General features: G+C 63.7%; 13 protein-coding genes. 2 read left to right on the top strand and 11 right to left on the bottom strand.

What is annotated here, in order from left to right; translation table 11 throughout:
- Positions 1 to 61: 61 nt before the first annotated feature.
- The 7 genes from fliE to IGX34_RS03940 form a co-directional block, all read right to left on the bottom strand.
- Entirely contained in the window at positions 62 to 397 is a 336-nt protein-coding gene (gene fliE, locus IGX34_RS03910) for a flagellar hook-basal body complex protein FliE (RefSeq protein WP_192554337.1), read from the bottom strand.
- A gap of 37 nt (positions 398 to 434) precedes the next feature.
- The gene (locus tag IGX34_RS03915) at positions 435 to 1,889 is read right to left on the bottom strand and encodes a sigma-54 dependent transcriptional regulator (RefSeq protein ID WP_192554338.1); all 1,455 of its coding nucleotides are present in this window, start codon (positions 1,887 to 1,889) and stop codon (positions 435 to 437) included.
- A gap of 353 nt (positions 1,890 to 2,242) precedes the next feature.
- The gene (locus IGX34_RS03920; RefSeq protein ID WP_192554339.1) at positions 2,243 to 2,833 is read right to left on the bottom strand and encodes a PilZ domain-containing protein; all 591 of its coding nucleotides are present in this window, start codon (positions 2,831 to 2,833) and stop codon (positions 2,243 to 2,245) included.
- A gap of 225 nt (positions 2,834 to 3,058) precedes the next feature.
- Positions 3,059 to 3,370 (bottom strand): flagellar protein FliT, encoded by a 312-nt coding sequence (locus tag IGX34_RS03925; protein ID WP_192554340.1) that lies wholly within the window; start codon positions 3,368 to 3,370, stop codon positions 3,059 to 3,061.
- Positions 3,367 to 3,804, bottom strand: coding sequence for a flagellar export chaperone FliS (fliS, locus tag IGX34_RS03930; RefSeq protein ID WP_192554341.1), 438 nt, complete (start codon positions 3,802 to 3,804; stop codon positions 3,367 to 3,369). The genes IGX34_RS03925 and fliS overlap by 4 nt, the downstream gene beginning before the upstream one ends.
- 22 nt (positions 3,805 to 3,826) lie before the next feature.
- Entirely contained in the window at positions 3,827 to 5,296 is a 1,470-nt protein-coding gene (gene fliD, locus IGX34_RS03935; RefSeq protein ID WP_192554342.1) for a flagellar filament capping protein FliD, read from the bottom strand.
- A 185-nt stretch (positions 5,297 to 5,481) separates the two neighbouring features.
- A complete protein-coding gene (locus tag IGX34_RS03940; RefSeq protein WP_192554343.1) occupies positions 5,482 to 6,735 on the bottom strand; it encodes a flagellin N-terminal helical domain-containing protein in 1,254 nt (417 codons plus the stop codon).
- 644 nt (positions 6,736 to 7,379) lie between these two features.
- Between IGX34_RS03940 and IGX34_RS03945 the strand changes: the two genes are divergently transcribed.
- Complete coding sequence (locus IGX34_RS03945) at positions 7,380 to 12,377, top strand: glycosyltransferase family 92 protein (protein ID WP_192554344.1); 4,998 nt, start codon at positions 7,380 to 7,382, stop codon at positions 12,375 to 12,377.
- A 189-nt stretch (positions 12,378 to 12,566) separates the two neighbouring features.
- On the top strand, positions 12,567 to 13,031 hold the full coding sequence (locus IGX34_RS03950) for a hypothetical protein (RefSeq protein ID WP_192554345.1): 465 nt from the start codon (positions 12,567 to 12,569) through the stop codon (positions 13,029 to 13,031).
- 39 nt (positions 13,032 to 13,070) lie between these two features.
- On the opposite strand, the gene IGX34_RS03955 is transcribed toward IGX34_RS03950, so the two are convergent.
- From IGX34_RS03955 to IGX34_RS03970, 4 genes are all read right to left on the bottom strand, one after another.
- Positions 13,071 to 14,735: an MASE1 domain-containing protein gene (locus tag IGX34_RS03955; RefSeq protein ID WP_192554346.1), complete on the bottom strand. Its 1,665-nt coding sequence runs from the start codon at positions 14,733 to 14,735 to the stop codon at positions 13,071 to 13,073.
- Positions 14,736 to 15,059: 324 nt separating this feature from the next.
- Positions 15,060 to 16,718 carry an MASE1 domain-containing protein gene (locus IGX34_RS03960; protein ID WP_192554347.1) on the bottom strand — a complete coding sequence of 553 codons (1,659 nt, stop codon included), beginning with the start codon at positions 16,716 to 16,718 and terminating at the stop codon, positions 15,060 to 15,062.
- 341 nt (positions 16,719 to 17,059) lie between these two features.
- Positions 17,060 to 17,392: a multidrug/spermidine efflux SMR transporter subunit MdtI gene (mdtI, locus tag IGX34_RS03965; protein ID WP_338015404.1), complete on the bottom strand. Its 333-nt coding sequence runs from the start codon at positions 17,390 to 17,392 to the stop codon at positions 17,060 to 17,062.
- The gene (locus IGX34_RS03970) at positions 17,382 to 17,732 is read right to left on the bottom strand and encodes an SMR family transporter (RefSeq protein WP_192554348.1); all 351 of its coding nucleotides are present in this window, start codon (positions 17,730 to 17,732) and stop codon (positions 17,382 to 17,384) included. Before IGX34_RS03970 ends, mdtI begins: the two co-directional genes overlap by 11 nt.
- Positions 17,733 to 17,866 lie beyond the last annotated feature (134 nt).

Here is a 17,866-nt window from a genome sequence, read left to right on the forward strand (position 1 = left end):
TCCCGGCCTTCGCCGGGAGACGCCATGGAGTTATGGCGTATTCGTCTAAAAGTTGGCGGTACTAAACCTGCATGTTCATGATGGTGGTGTACGCATCGGTAAGCTTGTTGCGCACTTCCACCAGGCCGCGGAAAGCGAGATCCGCTTTCTGGCCGGCGATCGAGGTCTTCACGATGTCCGCACCCGGATCGCCGCGCTCGAAGGCACTGGCCTGCGACTGCGCTTCGTTCTGCTGTGAGGCCACCGCGCCGAGGGACTGCTTGAACAGGCTGGCGAAATCCACGCCCGGTACGGCGCTCGTTGCGGCGGACAAGGCCGCGCTCGGCAAGCTGCCGGCGGCTTGCGCACCCAGGGCGCGCATCTGCGAGAGCACACTGTTGACGTCAATCTGGCTCATGTCGGTTTTCCAACGCGTTGATCGGTGTTGAAGTGCTTCAAGCAACGACCGTGCCACTCTGCGGCGGCGTGTCGCTGCCGCGCGCGCATGACTGCAAACCGTACTTGCGCAGCTTTTCCACCAGCGTGGTGCGCTGCATGTGCAGCAGCTTCGCCGCGTGCGCCACCACACCGTCGGTGATGTCGAGTGCTTGACGGATCAGGCCCACTTCGATGTCGGCCAGGTGGTCTTTCAGATCCACGCCGCCTTCGGGCAGCAGCACTTCGGTGTCCAGCGCACGGCCCTGCACCTGCGCGGGCTTGGCCTGGCCGTCGAGCATGGCGCGCAGAATGCCGCCGGCTTCGTCGATCGGCTGCACGCCGCGGTATTTTTCCGGCAGGTCGCCCGCACGCACTTCGCCGTTGGGATACAGAATGGCCAGGCGCTCGACCAGGTTGGACAGTTCGCGCACATTGCCCGGCCAGGTGTGCTGGCGCAACGACTGCAGCGCGCTGCTGCTGAAGCGCACGGTGCTGAGGCCGCGGCGCTGCAGGCGCTGGTTGAATTCGGTGACCAGCTCCGGCATGTCTTCCAGGCGTTCGCGCAGCGCCGGCATTTCCAGCGGGAACACGCTCAGGCGGTAATACAGGTCTTCGCGAAAACGGCCTTCGGCGGTGGCGTTTTCCAGATTGCGGTGGGTGGCGGCGATGATGCGCACGTCGCAGCGCTGGGTGCGGTTGCTGCCCACGCGCTCATACATGCGTTCCTGCAGCACGCGCAGCAGCTTCACCTGCATGGGCAGGCTCATGTCGCCGATTTCGTCGAGGAACAGCGTGCCGCCCTCGGCCATTTCGAAACGGCCCTTGCGCGTGCTGATGGCGCCGGTGAAGGCACCTTTTTCATGGCCGAACAATTCGCTTTCGAGCAGCTCGGCGGGAATCGCGCCGCAGTTGATCGCCACGAACGGCTTGTCGCGGCGCGGGGAACAATCGTGGATGGCGCGCGCCACCATTTCCTTGCCGGTGCCCGACTCGCCCAGCACCAGCACGCTGGAATCGAACGGCGACACCTGGCGGATCAGCGCATTGACGCGGCCCATCGCGGTGGAGCCGCCGACCAGGCGCAACGGCGCGGTGCCGGTGCTGACGCGCGGCGACGGTGCGCGGCGCACGGCTTCGGCCAGGCGCTCGTAGCGCAGCGGGAAATCCAGCACTTCGATCTGCGTGGCATACGGGGAGCTGGACTGGGTCAGGCGCGGCAGCTGCGGCGAATCGGCGCCAACCAGCATCAGCAATTGATCGGCGGGCATGTCCAGCGTCGCCATTGCCTGCTCGAACTGCTCATCGTCGTCGATGCCGCCCACGTACACCGCACGCCAATCGTGCGTGATCGAAGCCGGCGGTTGTGACGCATCCCATCGCTGCGGGATGTAACCCATGAACTGCAAGGCCGAAGTAACGATGTCGGCACGGGTACCGTTGGATTCGATGATTAGTACGTTGCTGTTTGGCATGAGCACGAGTCCTGCATTTCGCTGCGACTGCTGACGAACAACAACGATCCCCATCCAAATGTCGTGTTGTCCCCTGTGTGTCAGCTATCCGTCGTGACACGTGTGCCAATGCAGCAAGAAGAACGCCAAAGAGTTGGTGTTCCGACGCGTCACTTCGTCCGTTTCGTGACGCGGGTCGCCTTCCGTACCTCGATGAATTCACATATTAGAACGATCAAAATAAGGCGTTTATCAATGAGTTAGATAAATGCCTGCAGGACGCCCGGAGGCTTGTTCAGCGCCATGCGCGGCGCTATGCATACGAATGCATGCCGGAAATTCGGCGTATCCGGCCTCTCGTGACGTGATGTGAATCACACTCTGTGCTTGCTGTCCGACACATTTTCATTTGCGGCCAACAGGCGCGCTTCTGCCACTTTGCGGCGGTGGTGACAAAAAACGAAACGTTCCAACCCATCTTCGACCCATTCAGTGGGCTCACAAAAGTAAACGAAAGCGTTTTGCGCGCTGACGGCGCGGCCCAGCACAGACGGAAGCTCCAGCGGCAGCGCGCGGCAGGTGTCGAAATGCAGCCGCAGCAGCACGTGTTCTGCGCCTGGCGGCAGCAATTCGACGGGCAAGGTCATGCCTACCGCATTGAAGCGCACCGGATGTCGCGCGGGCAGCGACGATACCGGCAGCAGCAGGCGGTCGACGATATCCAGCAGCACGTTGAGCTTGCTGTCCAGGCGCTGCAGTTCCTGCATCACCGGATTGTCGTCGTCGGCGGCGTTGTCGGCGCGGCGCTCGTCCAGCGACAACACGGTGCGCAGCACGTGCAGGTTGCGCTCGTTGTAGCGGGCGATCGCGCCGGGACTGGGCGCGAACGCCTCCACGGCCAGATGCAGCGTGCCTTCATAGGCCATCCGTTCGGAAAACTGCTGCCACTTTTCATCGGATTGCATGGATAGGCTCCTGGCGCCGCCCGATTGCGACGCCGCAAGGATGATTCATGCGCGCAGGCTGCGCGAGCCGGGGTGGAGGACGGGCAGTGAAACCGCACGCTCGAAGGCTTTGGCGGGGCTTCAGCCCCTGCAAGCGGCCTTAACTTACGGACCGCCGGGGTGGCATCACAGACCGGCCGCAAACATGCGCCGCACTCCCCGTCCCTCTCCCAGAAAGTGAACCTCTCAGCCCAAGGCGGACGACGATATGTACGTGCGCAGCGCACGATGGTTGTACTGATGCTGGTCGAGCTGGCGCTGGACCAGGTTGCGCGCGGCTTCGGCGTGCGCCATCAAGCTCTGGTTGTGCGTTTGCATCGCATCGATCGCCGCGCGGTCCTGCGCGTTGGCGCCCTGCGGTTTCCAGCTGTGCAACAGGCGATGGCGCTGGGCATCGAGCTGGCTGACGCGCTCCCAGTTGCCGCCGTCGGCGGCTTCCAGCATCTCGACGGTAAGTTGCAGCGCCTGTTGCAGATTCGGATGTGCCGGTCGGCTCATGGCATCACCGCTCGTGGCTGGTTGAGGGCCGGATCGGCCAGGAATTCTTCGCGGATCGCGTGCCAGGCCTGGCGGATCGGCGCGATCAGGCGCTCGCTTTCGTCCAGCGCGCGCAGGTCGTCATTGAGCTGGGCGTGCAGCAGGCGGCGGGTGATGTAGTCGTACAGGCTGTCCAGCCGGCCGGTCAGCACCGGCTCGACGCTGTGGTCCAGGCTGGCGCGCAGTTCGTTCAAGATGCCGATCGCCTTGGCGAAAGACTGACCCTTGGCTGGCATGTCCTTGTGCAGGATATGTCCGCGGGCCTGGGCAATGCGCTCCACCAGACCGTCCAGCAGCATCGCGATCAGCTGGTGGCGGTCGGCGCCTTCGAGGCTGCCTTGCGCCTTGGTCTGGCGGTATAGCGCGCTCGGATTGCGCATCGATGCATAGCTCATGGCGCTTCTCGTTCCCGGTCCGTCAGCTGCTGCTGCTCTGCTTGCTCAGCGCGGTGAGGTAGGAGCTGGTGTTGTTCAGCGAGCTCATCAGCGTGCCGAGATTGGTGTACTGCTTCACCAACTGCTGCTGGTAGGTAGCCATGCGCGCATTCAGCGCGGTCTGCTGGGTACCCAGGTTGGTGATATCCGAATTGAGATTGGTGATCTTGGTCTGCAGGATGCCGGTGCTACTGTTGTAGTTGGTCACCAGGCTGCTCATCTGGGTGGCGATGCCGTTGCTGCTGGAGAACAGGTTCTGCACCGACGACGGATCGTTGCTCAGCGCCGTGGCCAGCTGGGTGCTGCTGAGCGACAGGCTGCCGTCGGAATTGCGCGTGATGCCCAGATTGGCCAGCGAGCCGATGCTGTTGCCGGCCACCGAGCTGCTCATCACCTGCGAGAGCTGGCCCTGGATCGCCGCCAGGGTGGGATCGCCGAGCAGGATGCCGGCTTCCTTGGTGGTGGAGTCGTAGCTGGTGAGCTGGCTGACCGCGGTGTTGTAGGCGTTGTACGCCGTGACGAAATCGTTGACGGCGGTACTGATCGGCGCGGTGCTTTGCGCCACCGTCAGCGTGGAGCTGCCGGTGGAAGTGAGATTCATGGTGACGCCGGTCAGCGCGCCGCTGACGTTGTTGGTGGCGCTGTTGACCGAGATACCGTCGACCGTCAGCACCGCATTGGCCGCCTCGTGGTTGCCGGCGGTATTGAGCCCGGTGGCCAGCGTGCTCAGGCCGCTGCTGCTGCCGCTGTCGGCGCTGATGGTGAAGCCGTTGGCGGTACCGGTCTTGCTGGAGGTGAGCACCAGCTGGTCGCCGTTCACGCCCGACACCACCGTGGCGCTGACGCCCGGATTGTTGCTGGCGTTGTTGATGCTGGAGGCGACGTCTTCCAGGGTGTCGGTCGAAGACACCGAAATATCCATGCTGTTGCTGCCCACGCCGATGGTGAGCGAGCCCGCCCCCACCGCCGCGCCGCTGCTGTAGGCGGTGCTGGTACGCATCTGCGCCTGGGCCAGCTGGGTCACCGAGATGTCGTAGGTGCCGGGCGTGGCGTCGGGCAGCGTGGTGGCCGAACCGATGCTGCCGGAAGCGCCGCTGGTGAAAGTGGCGTTATACGTTTGGTAGGTGCTGCTGGAAGTCAGTTCCGACAGCGCCGATTCGAGGCCGCTGAGCACCGTGCTCAGGCCGGTGAGGCCGGCGATCTCGTTGTTGTCGGAGTTGGTCTGATTGGTGATCTGCTGCTGCGGGCCGGCTTCGGCCGCATTCACCAGCGCGGTGATGATCGAGCTCACATCCAGGCCCGAGCCCAGGCCGAGCGAACTCAGGATGCCGGTGCCGGAGATGTTGGATGCACCGGTGACGCCGCTGGCGCTGCTGCTGCCGGTGGCGCTGGAGCCGGTGATCGCGCTGGAGAGCGCGGTAGAAGTGCTTCCGATGCTGGAGATGCTGCTCATGTCAGGCCTCGCTTAGTTGCTCTCCGGAACGGTGCGGTTTGCGCCGTTCCGCCAAGCTGCCGGCAAAACACACTCTGATGTGCTTTGCCGGCGGCTCGCGTAAGTTTTCTGGCGGCCAAACACGCCGCCAGAACCCTTCAAGCAAAAACCCGGCCACGGCGTTTTGCCGTGGCCGGTACTACCTGTTACTGCAACAGCTTCAGGATGTTCTGCGGTTCGGAGTTGGCGGTTGCCAGCACCGAGATACCTGCCTGCTGCAACACCTGCGCCTGGCTCAACTGCGCCGTGGTAGCGGCGAAGTCGGTGTCCTGGATCGAGCTTTGCGACGAAGTCAGGTTGGTCTGCTGCGCACTCAGCGTGGAGATCGCGGACTGGAAGCGGTTCTGCACGGCACCCAGGTTGCTGGAGAAGGTGCTGACCGTGGTCAGGGCCGCATCGATACGCGAGATCAGCTGGTTGGCATCGTCCACCGTCAAAACATCGCCGCCTGCCAGCGAACCGGAGGCTTCGATCACATTGCCCGCCGTGTAAGCCGCACCCGAGGCTGCGAAGCCCGAGGCCGCCGCACCGATACCGCTGGCGCCGAAGGACAGTGCACCGGAGGTGAGGTTGGCAAAGCCGCCCGAAGCGGCGGAAGCCGCCGACGCACCCGTCACCGAGGCGCCGTTAACAGCCAGCTCGCCGGTGGAGTAGATGTTGATGCCGCCGCTGGCGTTCACCGCTGCGCTGACGCCGTTGATGCCGGCCGCGTTGATCGCATCGGCCACGTCCTGCGCACTGCCGGCGGTGATGCTGCCGGAGAAGGTGTAGCCCTGGCCGTCAGCGCCGGTGATGGACAGACCGCTCAGGCTCATCGTCGCACCGGTGGCACCGGAGGCGTTCAGGAACGCGCCGCTGATGTCGCCCGTGGAGATTTCCGAAACCTGGCCCATCTGGCTGGTGGTGACGCCCTGGCCCAGCTGCACGTTGATCGACTGGCCGACGTTGGCACCAATCTGGAACGACAGGCTGCTGGTGGAACCGTTCAACACGTTGGTGCCGTTGAACGTGGTCTGGTTGGCGATACGGGTGATTTCCGACAGGTACTGCTGCACCGAAGTGTTGATGGCGGAGCGGTCGGAAGACTGGTACGTACCGTTGGCCGCCTGCACGGCCAGATCGCGGATCGACTGCAGGTTGGAGGTGATCTGGCTCAGCGCCGAACCCGCCGTCTGCGCCAAGTTGATGGCGTCGCTGGCGTTCTGGCTGGCCTGGTTCAGACCGCCGATCTGGGTCTGGAAGCGCTGCGAGATCGCATAGCCGGCGGCGTTGTCGGCCGCGGTATTGATCTTCAGACCCGAGGACAAGTCTTCGGTCGCCGTGCTCAGCTTGCTCGACGAAGAAGTCAGGTTGTTCTGGGCTTGCAGCGAGGCGATGTTGGTATTGAGAAAGAGTGACATGGAAGTCTCCTGGAACCGGTAGTTGGTACTCATGCCGGCGGGGTCCAGTAACTGCTGTGCCGACCGCCTCGGAGACTTTTTCGGCGTGTCAAGGGAATACTTAAGCGCTTCGATGCAAAAAAATCTCAGCGGCAGCAAGGAGATGGCGCATAAAAATGTGATGCAGTGTGCCTAAAGGTTTTGCGGCCACTGCCGACGCGATCGCGCTTTTCTCCCTCTCCCCTCGGGGAGAGGGCCGGGGTGAGGGGCCAACCTCGCGTCGTGGCGATGCGATGCGTCGCTTCGATACAGCCCCGTAGGTTGGGTTAGCGCAGCGTAACCCGACGATCTTTCTTCGTAGCCGCATCGTTGGGTTACGCTGCGCTAACCCAACCTACGCGCTGCCGACACGAGCGCGATCTGCTCCCTCCCCTACGTGAAGTAGGGGAGGGTCGGGGTGGAGTGAAGCCCACACGCTTGCGGCAAGCTCGAACAACCCCACCCCAACCCTCCCCTGCCCCTGCAGGGGAGGGAACGGATTACGCAAGCATCGATTGCTTGGCACCAAGCTTGCTCCATACCCCCGTATCCGGCGCCAGCGCCCGGAAGTGTCGGAATTCCGACGCTCCCGCCGCTCGCCCCTATAGATAAGGTGAGGAAGACAAATGCGTTGTGTGCTTGCGATCTGCGCGATCTTCAAGGACGAGGCCGCGTATCTGCGCGAATGGGTGGAGTTCCATCAGCTGATGGGGGTGGAGCGGTTCTACCTCTATAACAACAACAGCTCCGACCGTTACCTCGACGCCCTGCAGATGCATATCGAGTCGGGCGCGGTGGTGCTGCACGAGTGGCCGCAGCAGCACGCGCAGATGCAGGTGTACGAGCACTGCCTGAAGGCTCACGGCGAGGAAACCGACTGGCTGGCCTTCCTCGACATCGACGAATTCCTGTTCTCGCCCAAGGCAAAACTGCTGCCGGACGTGCTGGCCGATTACGCCGAGCACCCGGCCGTGGGCGTGAACTGGGTGATGTTCGGCTCCGGTGGCCACCAGCGCAAACCGCCGGGCGGCGTGCTGGAGAACTTCCTGCGCCGCGGCGACCTGCACGGTGGCCTGCCCTACCCGCACCTGCGCCTGCCCGACGGCAGCTACCGCTCGGAGAACGCGCATATCAAGAGCATCGTGCAACCGTCGAAGGTCGCACGCTGCGGCAATCCGCATCACATGATCTATGCCAACGATGCGCGCGCGGTGGACGAGAACCACCAGCCGATCGAGGCCTCGTTCTCCGACAAGGTGTCGGTGGAACACCTGCGCATCAATCATTACTGGAGCAAGTCCGAAGAAGAGTGCCAGTACAAGTTCAACAAGGGCCTGGCCGACGGTACCGGCCAGCGCGACTGGAACGAGTTCGTGCTGCACGACAAGATCCTCAACACCACGCATGACGACACCGTGCTGCGCGTGGTGGCCCAGCTGGGTGTACTGCCGCCGCGCTGGCCGCTGGAGACCTTCGAGCGCAATGGCGAAGGCGTATACCACTCGCCGCTGCGCGAACGTCCCGCACACAAGGCTATCCACGACACCGCCACGCACCTGTTCGAACTGCTGCAGCAAACGCAGGACACCGGCCTGTTCGCAGCCGTACTGGCGAAGGAGATCCATGGCCGCGCCAGTGCGCTGCAGCTGTCGCCGCGCCGCGCCAACCCCTTGCAAGCACTGGAGATCGCCGCCGACAGCCGCGTGCTGGAAATCGGTGGCGGCAGCGCGCTGGCGCAGGCGTGGATCGAGCGCGGCTGCAGCGTGGACGTGATCGAATTCGCCCCACACTGGGCTCGCGTGATCGCCGCGCGCCTGCGCGAGCAACCGAATGCGCGCGTGTTCCAGGCCAGCCTGCGCGAGCTGGAGTTGCATGCGGACTACGACATCGTCAGCCTGCATTTCAACGACGACTACGCCGAAGCGTGGCCGCGCGGCGAAGCCTTGCGCGAGGCGATTACGCTCGCCGTCGCTGCGCTGAAACCCGGCGGCGTATTGCTGCTGGCCACCGGCAACCGCCTGGCCGACACCGGCAAGCGCAACCTGCTCACGCGCAGCCAGCTTGAGGCAGCGCTGCGCACGGCAGGCTTGAACCAGATCGATACGCAGCTGGCGTTTCCCGATGCGCAGCTGCCGGAACTGCTGATCGGCGCGCACGCGCTCGATGCCGCGCCGGAACTGCGCGCCGACGAACTGATCGCCCAGCGCGCGCTGCTGCGCGACGGCGGCAAGGAAGCGGTGCAATGGGAACGCCATCGCGAGGCCCATACGCTGGGACAATATGCACCGGGCCTGTGGCTGCTCGCACGCCGCGACGGCGTGGCAGCGCCGCTACGCGCGAACCTGCTGGCGCAGACCTATGCCGACAACCGTGTGCCGGCGCTCAACACCGTCACCGACTACGTCAGCGGCAGCGACGGCATCCAGGTGCTGCCGCGCGCCATGCTGCCGGGCCAGTACTGGAACACCGCCGGCTTCGAACAGGCACTCGCGCCGCATGCCTACGCCGACGGCCGCTCGCTGCTGGTGGAAGTGCGCAAGACCATCCACGAGCAGCGCACCGACCGCCTGATCAACCTGCTGCGCCGGTGGGGCGCGCTGATCTATGCGCAGGCCAACGACGAGGACAAGATCCCGGTCGAATGGCTGGATGCGCTGCCGACGCATATCTATCTGGACGAACACGGCGGCATGCATTTCCATGGCGGCGAATGGCATGCGCGCCAGCCGATCGAGAAGCAGATTCCGCTGTACGTGGGCCTATGGCAGATCGCTTATGAAAGCGGGCTGGAAAACCTGCTCGGCATCGCCTCGCCGGTTGAGCGGGTGACCTGGCTGTGCAAGCGCCTGATGATCGACGCGTCCGCCGAATGGATCGGACACGGCCGCACCATCAACGAATCCTTCGCCCGCGAAATCCACGAGGGCGATTGCTGGAACCGCACCGACCGCCACTTGAAGATTCTGCCGGAGTGGCTGATTCCGCCGCCGCCCTCGGATCTCTACAAACACTGGCAGGCCCAGCAGCAGCTGGGCGAGGTGGCGATTGCGCAAGCGCTGCAGCGTATCGAGCAACTGGGCACGCCGCCGCGCATCGACGTACTGCTGATCGATACGGCCGGCGATGCCGAAGCCGTCGCCATCACTCAGGCCAGCCTGCAGAGCCAGCATTATCCGCATCACCAGCTCAGCGTGATCTCCGGCGACGAGGCATGGGTGGCGCGCGTCAACCGCCATCTCGCCACCAGCGAGGCCGACTGGATCCAGCTCGCCTTTGCCGGCGACATGCTGCATCCGGCCGCCTTGCTGCTGCTGGCCGAGCGCGTCGCCGCGCAGCCGTATCTGCGCGCGGCCTATGCCGACGAAGACATGCATCGCCAGGGCGTGTTCGAGAATCCGATCTTCAAGCCGGATTTCAACCTGGACATGCTGCGCAGCTATCCGTATGCGGGCCGCGCCATCGCCTTCGGGCGCGAGCGCTGCCTGGCGCTGGGCGGCTTGAACGAAAGCTATGGCGACATGGCTGCGCACGACCTGCTGTTCCGCCTGCTGGAAGTGGACGGCCTGCACACCATCGGCCATATCGGCGAAGTGATGTATCGCGCCGTGCTGCCGTACACGCACTGGCTGGCGTCGGAATCGGTGAAGACGCATAGCGCCAGCATCGTTTCCGCCCACCTCGCCCGCATCGGCGTGGCACATGCGATGGAGCCCGGCGCACTGCCCGGCTTCAATCGCGTGCTGTACCGGCATGCGCAGCAGCCGCTGGTGTCGATCATCGTGCCGACCAAGGACCAGCTGCCGATGCTCAACGGGCTGATCGACAGCCTGTTGTCCAAGACCACCTACACCCATTACGAACTGCTGATCGTCGACAACAACACCGAGGAGCCGGCGGCGCTGGCCTATCTGGACGGCATCGCCCAGCTCAACAGCAGCCAGGTCCGCGTGCTGCGCTATCCGCATCCGTTCAACTATTCGGCGATCAACAATTTCGCCGCGCGCGAGGCACGCGGCGAGTATTTGATCCTGCTCAACAACGACACCGCCGTACTGCACGGCGACTGGATCGAGGCGCTGCTCAATCATGCGCAGCGGCCGGAGGTGGGCATCGTCGGCGCCAAGCTGCATTACCCTGACGGACGCATCCAGCACGGCGGCGTGGTGCTGGGCCTGCGCGGCCCGGCGGACCATCCGTTTATCGGCCAGCCGATGGAATCGGATGGCTATATGCATCGCCTGCGCGTGGACCAGAACTACACCGCGGTCACCGCGGCCTGCCTGATGATCCGCAAATCGGTATACGACGAAGTCGGCGGCCTGGACGAACAGGATTTCAAGGTTTCCTATAACGATGTCGACCTGTGCCTGAAGGTCAATAAGGCCGGCTATCTCACCGTATGGACGCCGTATGCACGCCTGATGCACGTGGGCAGTGTCAGCCAGACCAAGGTCGACAAGACCGCGCAGGACGCCAAGACCAAGCGCTTCCAGGGCGAACAGAGCGCGATGTATCGCAAGTGGCTAGGCCAGCTCGCGCGCGATCCGGCCTACAGCATCAATCTGAGCATCGACGGCATTGGCTTCGAACTGGATGCGCAGCGCGGCAAGGGCTGGCAGCCGTTCAGTCAGCCGCTGCTGCCGCGCATGTTCTGCGTGGCCGCCGATGCGCATGGCTGCGGCCATTACCGCATCCTGCAGCCGTTCAATTCCATGCAGCGCAGCGGCATGGTGGAAGGCATGATCGCCGGCCTGCATCTTTCGCCGGTGGCGATGGAGCGTTTCCAGCCGACCTCGCTGGTCTTGCAGCGCCAGATCACCGACACGCAGATCCGCCTGCTGGAGAGCTATCGCGACTTCTCGCGCGCGTTCAAGGTGTTCGAACTGGACGACTTGATCCACCAGATTCCGATCAAGAGCCATTTCCACGGGCTGATGCCCAAGGACGTGGTGAAGTCGCTGCGCCGTTCGCTCGCTACGGTGGACCGTTTCGTGGTCTCCACCGAAACGCTGGCCGAGCAGTTCAAGGGCTTCCATGCCGATATCCGCGTGGTGCACAACCGCCTGCCGACCGACTGGTGGGGCGACCTGCCGGTCAGCCAGCGCCGCGTGGGCCGCAAGCCGCGCGTGGGCTGGGGTGGCGGCTCCAGCCATCGCGGCGATCTGGAATTGATCGCCGACGTGGTGCGCGACCTGGCCGATGAAGTGGAATGGGTGTTCTTCGGCATGTGCCCGGACAAACTGCGGCCGTACATTCACGAATTTCACAACGGCGTGCCGATCGAAGAGTATCCGCGCAAGCTGGCTTCGCTGAACCTGGACCTGGCCCTGGCGCCGCTGGAAAACAACACCTTCAACGAGTGCAAGAGCAATCTGCGCCTGCTCGAATACGGTGCCTGCGGTTTTCCGGTGGTGTGCACCGACATCGTCTGCTACGACAACGCGCTGCCGGTGACACGGGTGAAGAACCGCTACAAAGAGTGGATCGCGGCGATCCGCATGCATCTGGACGACCTGGACGCCACTGCAAAAACAGGCGATGCCCTGCGCGATGCCGTGCAGCGCGACTGGATGCTCACCGACGACAAACTGCTGCAGTGGCGCGACGCGTGGCTGCCCAACTGAGCCGTTGAGCGGGCGTTGCGGCAGCCCGAAATCCAAGCACGAAACCACGTCAATGAAATGTGAAGGCGAGCCGCTATTGGCGGCTCGCTGAACATTTTCACATCCGTGAAAAATGCTGCTCTTTTAACCACATTTCCCCTGTTACATTTCTGCTTCCGGTAGGCCGCTACCATTCATTAGGGGAAACCCATGCGCACGCACGCACGCTTCATCCGCAAAACTGCTCTGGCCAGCCTGGTCGCTCTGTGCGCGGCTTCCACCGCCTTCGCCCAGACCGCCGCGCCCGCCACCGGCCTGGGCCAGGCCTGGCCGGACGCCGCCGATCTCAGCGCCAGCCCGAACTGGCACGTGTACGTATTCGTGCTCAACGGCGTGAAGTACATCCAGGTCAATGACTTGAATGGCACCGTGCACGCGGCAGTGGGCACCGTCAATGGCACTGCATTTGCGCTGCCGGTCGGCGTCGATTCGAGCAACGTCGCCACCAATTCGTCCTCGTCTTCCACCAGCACGACCACGCAGACGGTCTACAACGACGGCACCACCGCCGTGACCGCCACGCCGCAAAGCGATGGAACCACTCAGTTCAGCGCCAGCAATGTGCAGGCGGATCTGTGCGAGGGCAAGAACTGCAGCGGCACCGGTGGCTCGTGATAGCCGTCGCGTCACGCGACGGCTATAGGCAAGAAATACTTACTTCACCCACAGGCGCAGAGGTGCTGCAGAGTGCGACGCAGCCCTTTGCGCCTCTTGCTCTTGCGAGGCGTCGTGCAACAGGGCCGTGATGCGCAGGCGGTCCTTGAACGAGCGCAGATGCAGGGCACCGTCGAAAATCCCGACGTTGTCGCGCATTTCGGAGATATCCAGTCCGCTGGCGCCGAGCTTCGTGCCAAGGCGCTTGCGCTCTTCGGCAAAGTAGACGGCGTTGGCCACGCCGGTATCTTCCAGCACGCCTTCCACGCGAATCACCACCCAGCGCCGGCCCTGGGTTTCGCCGCCGCGCAGAACCAGCCGCACCCGGCTGCAGGCCAGGCGGGAGGTTACGTAGGTGATGGCCTCGCACGCCGCGCGGTAAGTAACCGTCAGCACCGGTGAAGCCAGGCGGGTGAAACCGCGGCCGGTGATTTCGCAGCGGTAGGCGATGCCCGCCTCATCCAGCGCACGCGCCACTGTGTCATTGAGCGCCGCCGGCAAGCCGCGTTCGCGCCAGGTCAGCGGATGCATGCTTTCGGCCAGCTGGTAGATCTGCGTCTGCGCTGCCATCGCCTGCTTGTAGAAGGCGTGGCTTTCGATGTTCGGCACGATGCGGCGCATCTGTTCGAGCAGGCGGCTGTTGGTCACATGCAGCGTGCCGGCCAGGTATTCCAGCGCCTGCGAAGTCTGCCGCATGCGCTGCTCGCCCATCTGCATGGTCTGCCGCGCCAGGCGCTGCACATTCATGGCGCTGCGGCGCTCCTTCTCTTCCTGCAGCAGCTGGGCGCTGATGCGCGCGCCGAGCACGAACAGGCAGGTGACGCCGATCACCACGAACACCATGCTCTCGTAAGCCCTGGTCTGCAGCTTGTCGGACACATCCAGCGGCAGGCAGATGCACAGGATCGCGATGGTTCCGCTTACCGCGGCGGCACGCCAGCCGTGCTTGAGCGTCAGCCATGCCATGGGCAGGAACATGGCCAGCGAAGCGATTTGATCGAAGGGATCCTTCACCACCGTGCGCAGGCACGCCAGGATCGCAATGGAGGGCAGCAGCAAGGCAATGGTGTCCATGAACAGCTTGCTGGACAGCGTCTGCCGCAGCTGTTCCCGGAAATGCCCCGGGCGATAGTCGAGCTTGGCCATCACCAGCCACGGCACTACCGACAGGATCACTACATACGGCCCGAGCAGGAACTGGATCGATGCCAGCGGCACGCTATCGGCATCGGCGGCCAGGAACGGGCGGCACATCGCATAGGCCAGCGTGCTGTACAGCATGCCGCCCACCGAGCACAGCACGATGCACACGATCAGCGCCTTGATGTCCACCAGCCGCTTGGCCGGGAAGGGCGGCATTTTTTCGCGGCACCACCAGACGATCGGCATGATCGGAACCAGCGCCGGGATGGAGCGCACCATCACCCAGTTGCGGCCGAGCGAATCCAGGCAGGGGAGCACTTCGTACAGATTCGGCAACGCTTCGCCGACCAGCAGCGCGGGCCAGAAGCGGTACGGAAACAACAGCAGGCAGGCGAAACGGATGCCGGCGTGAATCGGCCAGTTCAAGGTAGTGATCGGATGCACCGCAAGGTAAAGCAGCGCATAGCCGACGGCGACACCAACGTGTGCCGGCCAGCCGCTTCGTAACGATACCTTTGCCATGCTTCGCCCCTTAGTCGAACAACCTGTATGTGCCTGCCGCCTAGGCACCAAATCTCTGCCTAATTAACCAATTATCAAACAATTTCGGGCGTGAAATCGGCGTGAGCCCAGGTGTCTTCCCCCGAATCCTGGCCAGCGCTGTCATCCTATGCCCATCAACGATTTAGCCGCGTCAAAATTCCGCTGCCGGCCGCCGGTTTGCGCCAAACCGTGAAGTAGGTGGCGTTTGTGAAGACGGCCGCCGCCCCGACACCCCGCCGGCGGCGGTAAAACCGTCCATTTCACGACCCTCCGTCTGCACATCTCGGCGACCGCGCGGCATGGCTATTTCACCCACAGGCGCATGGGCGCGGCGGCGGCCGCCTCCTTCAGCACCTCGGGCACGGCATCGTGCAGCAGCGCGGTCATCCTGAGCCGGTCCCTGGACACCTGGGTATGCAGGACACCGTCGAAAATACCTACGTGATCGCGCAGTTCCTGCACATTGAGCGCGCTGGCACCCAGCTTGGCCGGCAGCCGCTGCCGGTCCTCCGCAAAATGCGCAGGATTGGCCGACGACGACGGATCCAACACGCCCTCGACGCGCAGCACCAGCCAGCGGCGGCCATGGGTCTCGCCGCCGCGAAGCGTCAGCCTGATCCTGCTGCAGGCCAGCCGCGAGCTGATGTACACCACCGCTTCGCAGGCAATGCGGTACGTCGCAGACAACACACTCGGCGCCATCCGGGTGAAACCGCGTCCGGTGATGTCGCAGCGATAGGCAATGCCGGCCTCGTCCAACGCGCGCGCAATGGTTTCGTTCAATGCTGCCGGCAGGCCGCGCTCGCGCCAGGCGATCGGATGCATGCTTTCGGCCAAGCGATAAACTTGGCTGTGCGTCGCCATGGCCTGCTTGTAAAACGCATGGCTTTCGATGTTCGGCACGATCCGCCGCATCTGCTCGAGCAGGTGCGCATTGTTGACGTGCAGATTGCCGGCCAGGTATTCCAGCGCCATCGAGGTCTGGCGCATGCGCTGCTCGCCCAGCTGCAGACTCTGCTTGGCAAACCGCTGCGCATTGGCCGCGCTTTCCTGTTCGGCCGCCTCGCGCATCAGTTGCGTGCTGATGCGCGCGCCCAGGGCGAACAGTCCGGCGACGGCCAGCACCAGAAACACCATGGCGGGAGTGGGCAACATCCGCTCATCGATAAAGTCTTCCAGCGATACCGGCAAGGTCATGGCGGCAATCGCCACCGGACTGCCTACCGCTGCAGCGCGCCAGCCATGCCTGAGTGTCAGCCACACCAGCGGGATGAACATGGCCATCGGGGCCAGCAGCCGGGTCTGCCCTTCGTTGTGCACCACGATCCATTCGATAACGGCCGCGCACGGCAGGAAAAAAACGGCCAGATCGAACGTGAGCCGGTTCGACAGCATCGCCGCAAGCTGCTCGCGCCAACGACCCCGCCGGTAATACAGGCTGGCCAGCAACACCCAGGGCGCCACCGAAAAAATGGCCAGGCAAGGCCCCAGGAAAAACACTGTCACCCAGTCCACGCCAAAAGCGGGATGGCCGCTCTGTGGCGTTGACACAAAGCCGGCCAGCGAGCTGTAGACCATGCCGCCGATGGAAGCCAACAGGATGCAGACCAGCAAGGCCTTGATGTCGATGTACTGGCTGGACGGCAGCGGCGGCATTCTCTCGCGACACCACCAGACGATCGGCATGATCGGCAGGATGGGCGGCACGGAGCGCGCGATCACCCAGTTGCGCCCCAGCGAATCCAGGCACGGGTAAACCTCATAGAAATTCGCCACGCCTTCGCCCAGCAACAGCGCGGGCCAGAAGCGATACGGAAACAGCAGCAGGCACGCGAAGCGGACGCCTGCATGAATCGGCCAGTGCGACGTAGAGAACGGATGAATCAGAACATAGAACAGTGCATATCCGACCGCGATGCCGATATGAACCGGCCATTCGCGCTGCAACGATACGTTTGCCATGCCCCCACCTTATTGAATTGCTTTTTTAGCACTGCCCGGCCGCTGCCAAGTACATCGGCAGCTGCGGCCAGGAGTGAAATCGCCCTGCAGCCCGAGGCTGCTCGGGCTTTTTTCCTGAGCCATCTCGCGCAATCGGCCTCGCCGTCATCCCAGCGAAAGCCGGGATCCAGTGCCTTCGGTGCAGAAAGACGCTGGATCCCGGCTTTCGCTGGGATGACGAGCAAAAAGCATCGCGAACCCTCAACGCATTTCAGTGTAAGCCCGGTGCCTTGAAAAAGCCCTGCCGCCCGTGCGGACACGACCAGGATCGCAAATTCTTGACGACCGCCCGGCGTCACCCATCAACTGAACTTCAACAGCACCACGCCGCCCAGGATCAGCGCCAGGCCCAGCCAGCCCGACGGCCGCAGGCGCTCGCCGAACAAGGTGATGCCCAGGATGGCGGTGGCAATCAAGCCCACCCCGCCCCAGATCCCGTACGCCACCGACAGCTGGATACCCTCGATCGCATAGCTCAGCGCGGTGAAGGCGGCCAGCGCGCAGACAATGGCGGTCATTGCCGGCAGCTTGCGGGTAAAGCCGGCGGAAAACTTCATCAACACGTTCGCGGCGATTTCCAGCACGATCGCCAGCGCCAGATACAGCAGGTGGATGGGCGCGAACTCAGGCAGCATCAGCGTGCTCCGGCTTTTCCTCAGTGCCGTGTTCCAGCAGCACGATGCCGACGATGATCACCGCGATCGCCGCCATCTTCAGCACGCCCAGCGTCTCGGCAAACAGCCACGCGCTGCACAGGCTGATCAGCACCAGGCCCAGGCTTTCCCAGGCACCGTAGGCCACCGCCAGCGGAATGCGCGCTACCGCCAATGCCAAAGTGGTGTAGGAGAGCACCAGCATCACGTACATCACGCCCAGGCCGAGCACGTGCGCATCGTGGCTGGTGCCGTATTTCATCGCCAGCGTGCCGATCACTTCGGTGAGAATCGCACAAGCCATAAACAGCCAGTGACGCATGGATCGACTCCTTCGGTACGGCGCTGCCGCTGCCTTCGATCATATCGATTTGCGATCACAGAAATACGCCCGGTACCGGTGTTGCGCCATTCGCCGACGACCTAGGCTGCATGCGCGTCTCCCCGCCCCAAGGA

It is taken from the genome of Dyella acidiphila, from assembly GCF_014863405.1.
GTDB lineage: Bacteria > Pseudomonadota > Gammaproteobacteria > Xanthomonadales > Rhodanobacteraceae > Dyella_B > Dyella_B acidiphila.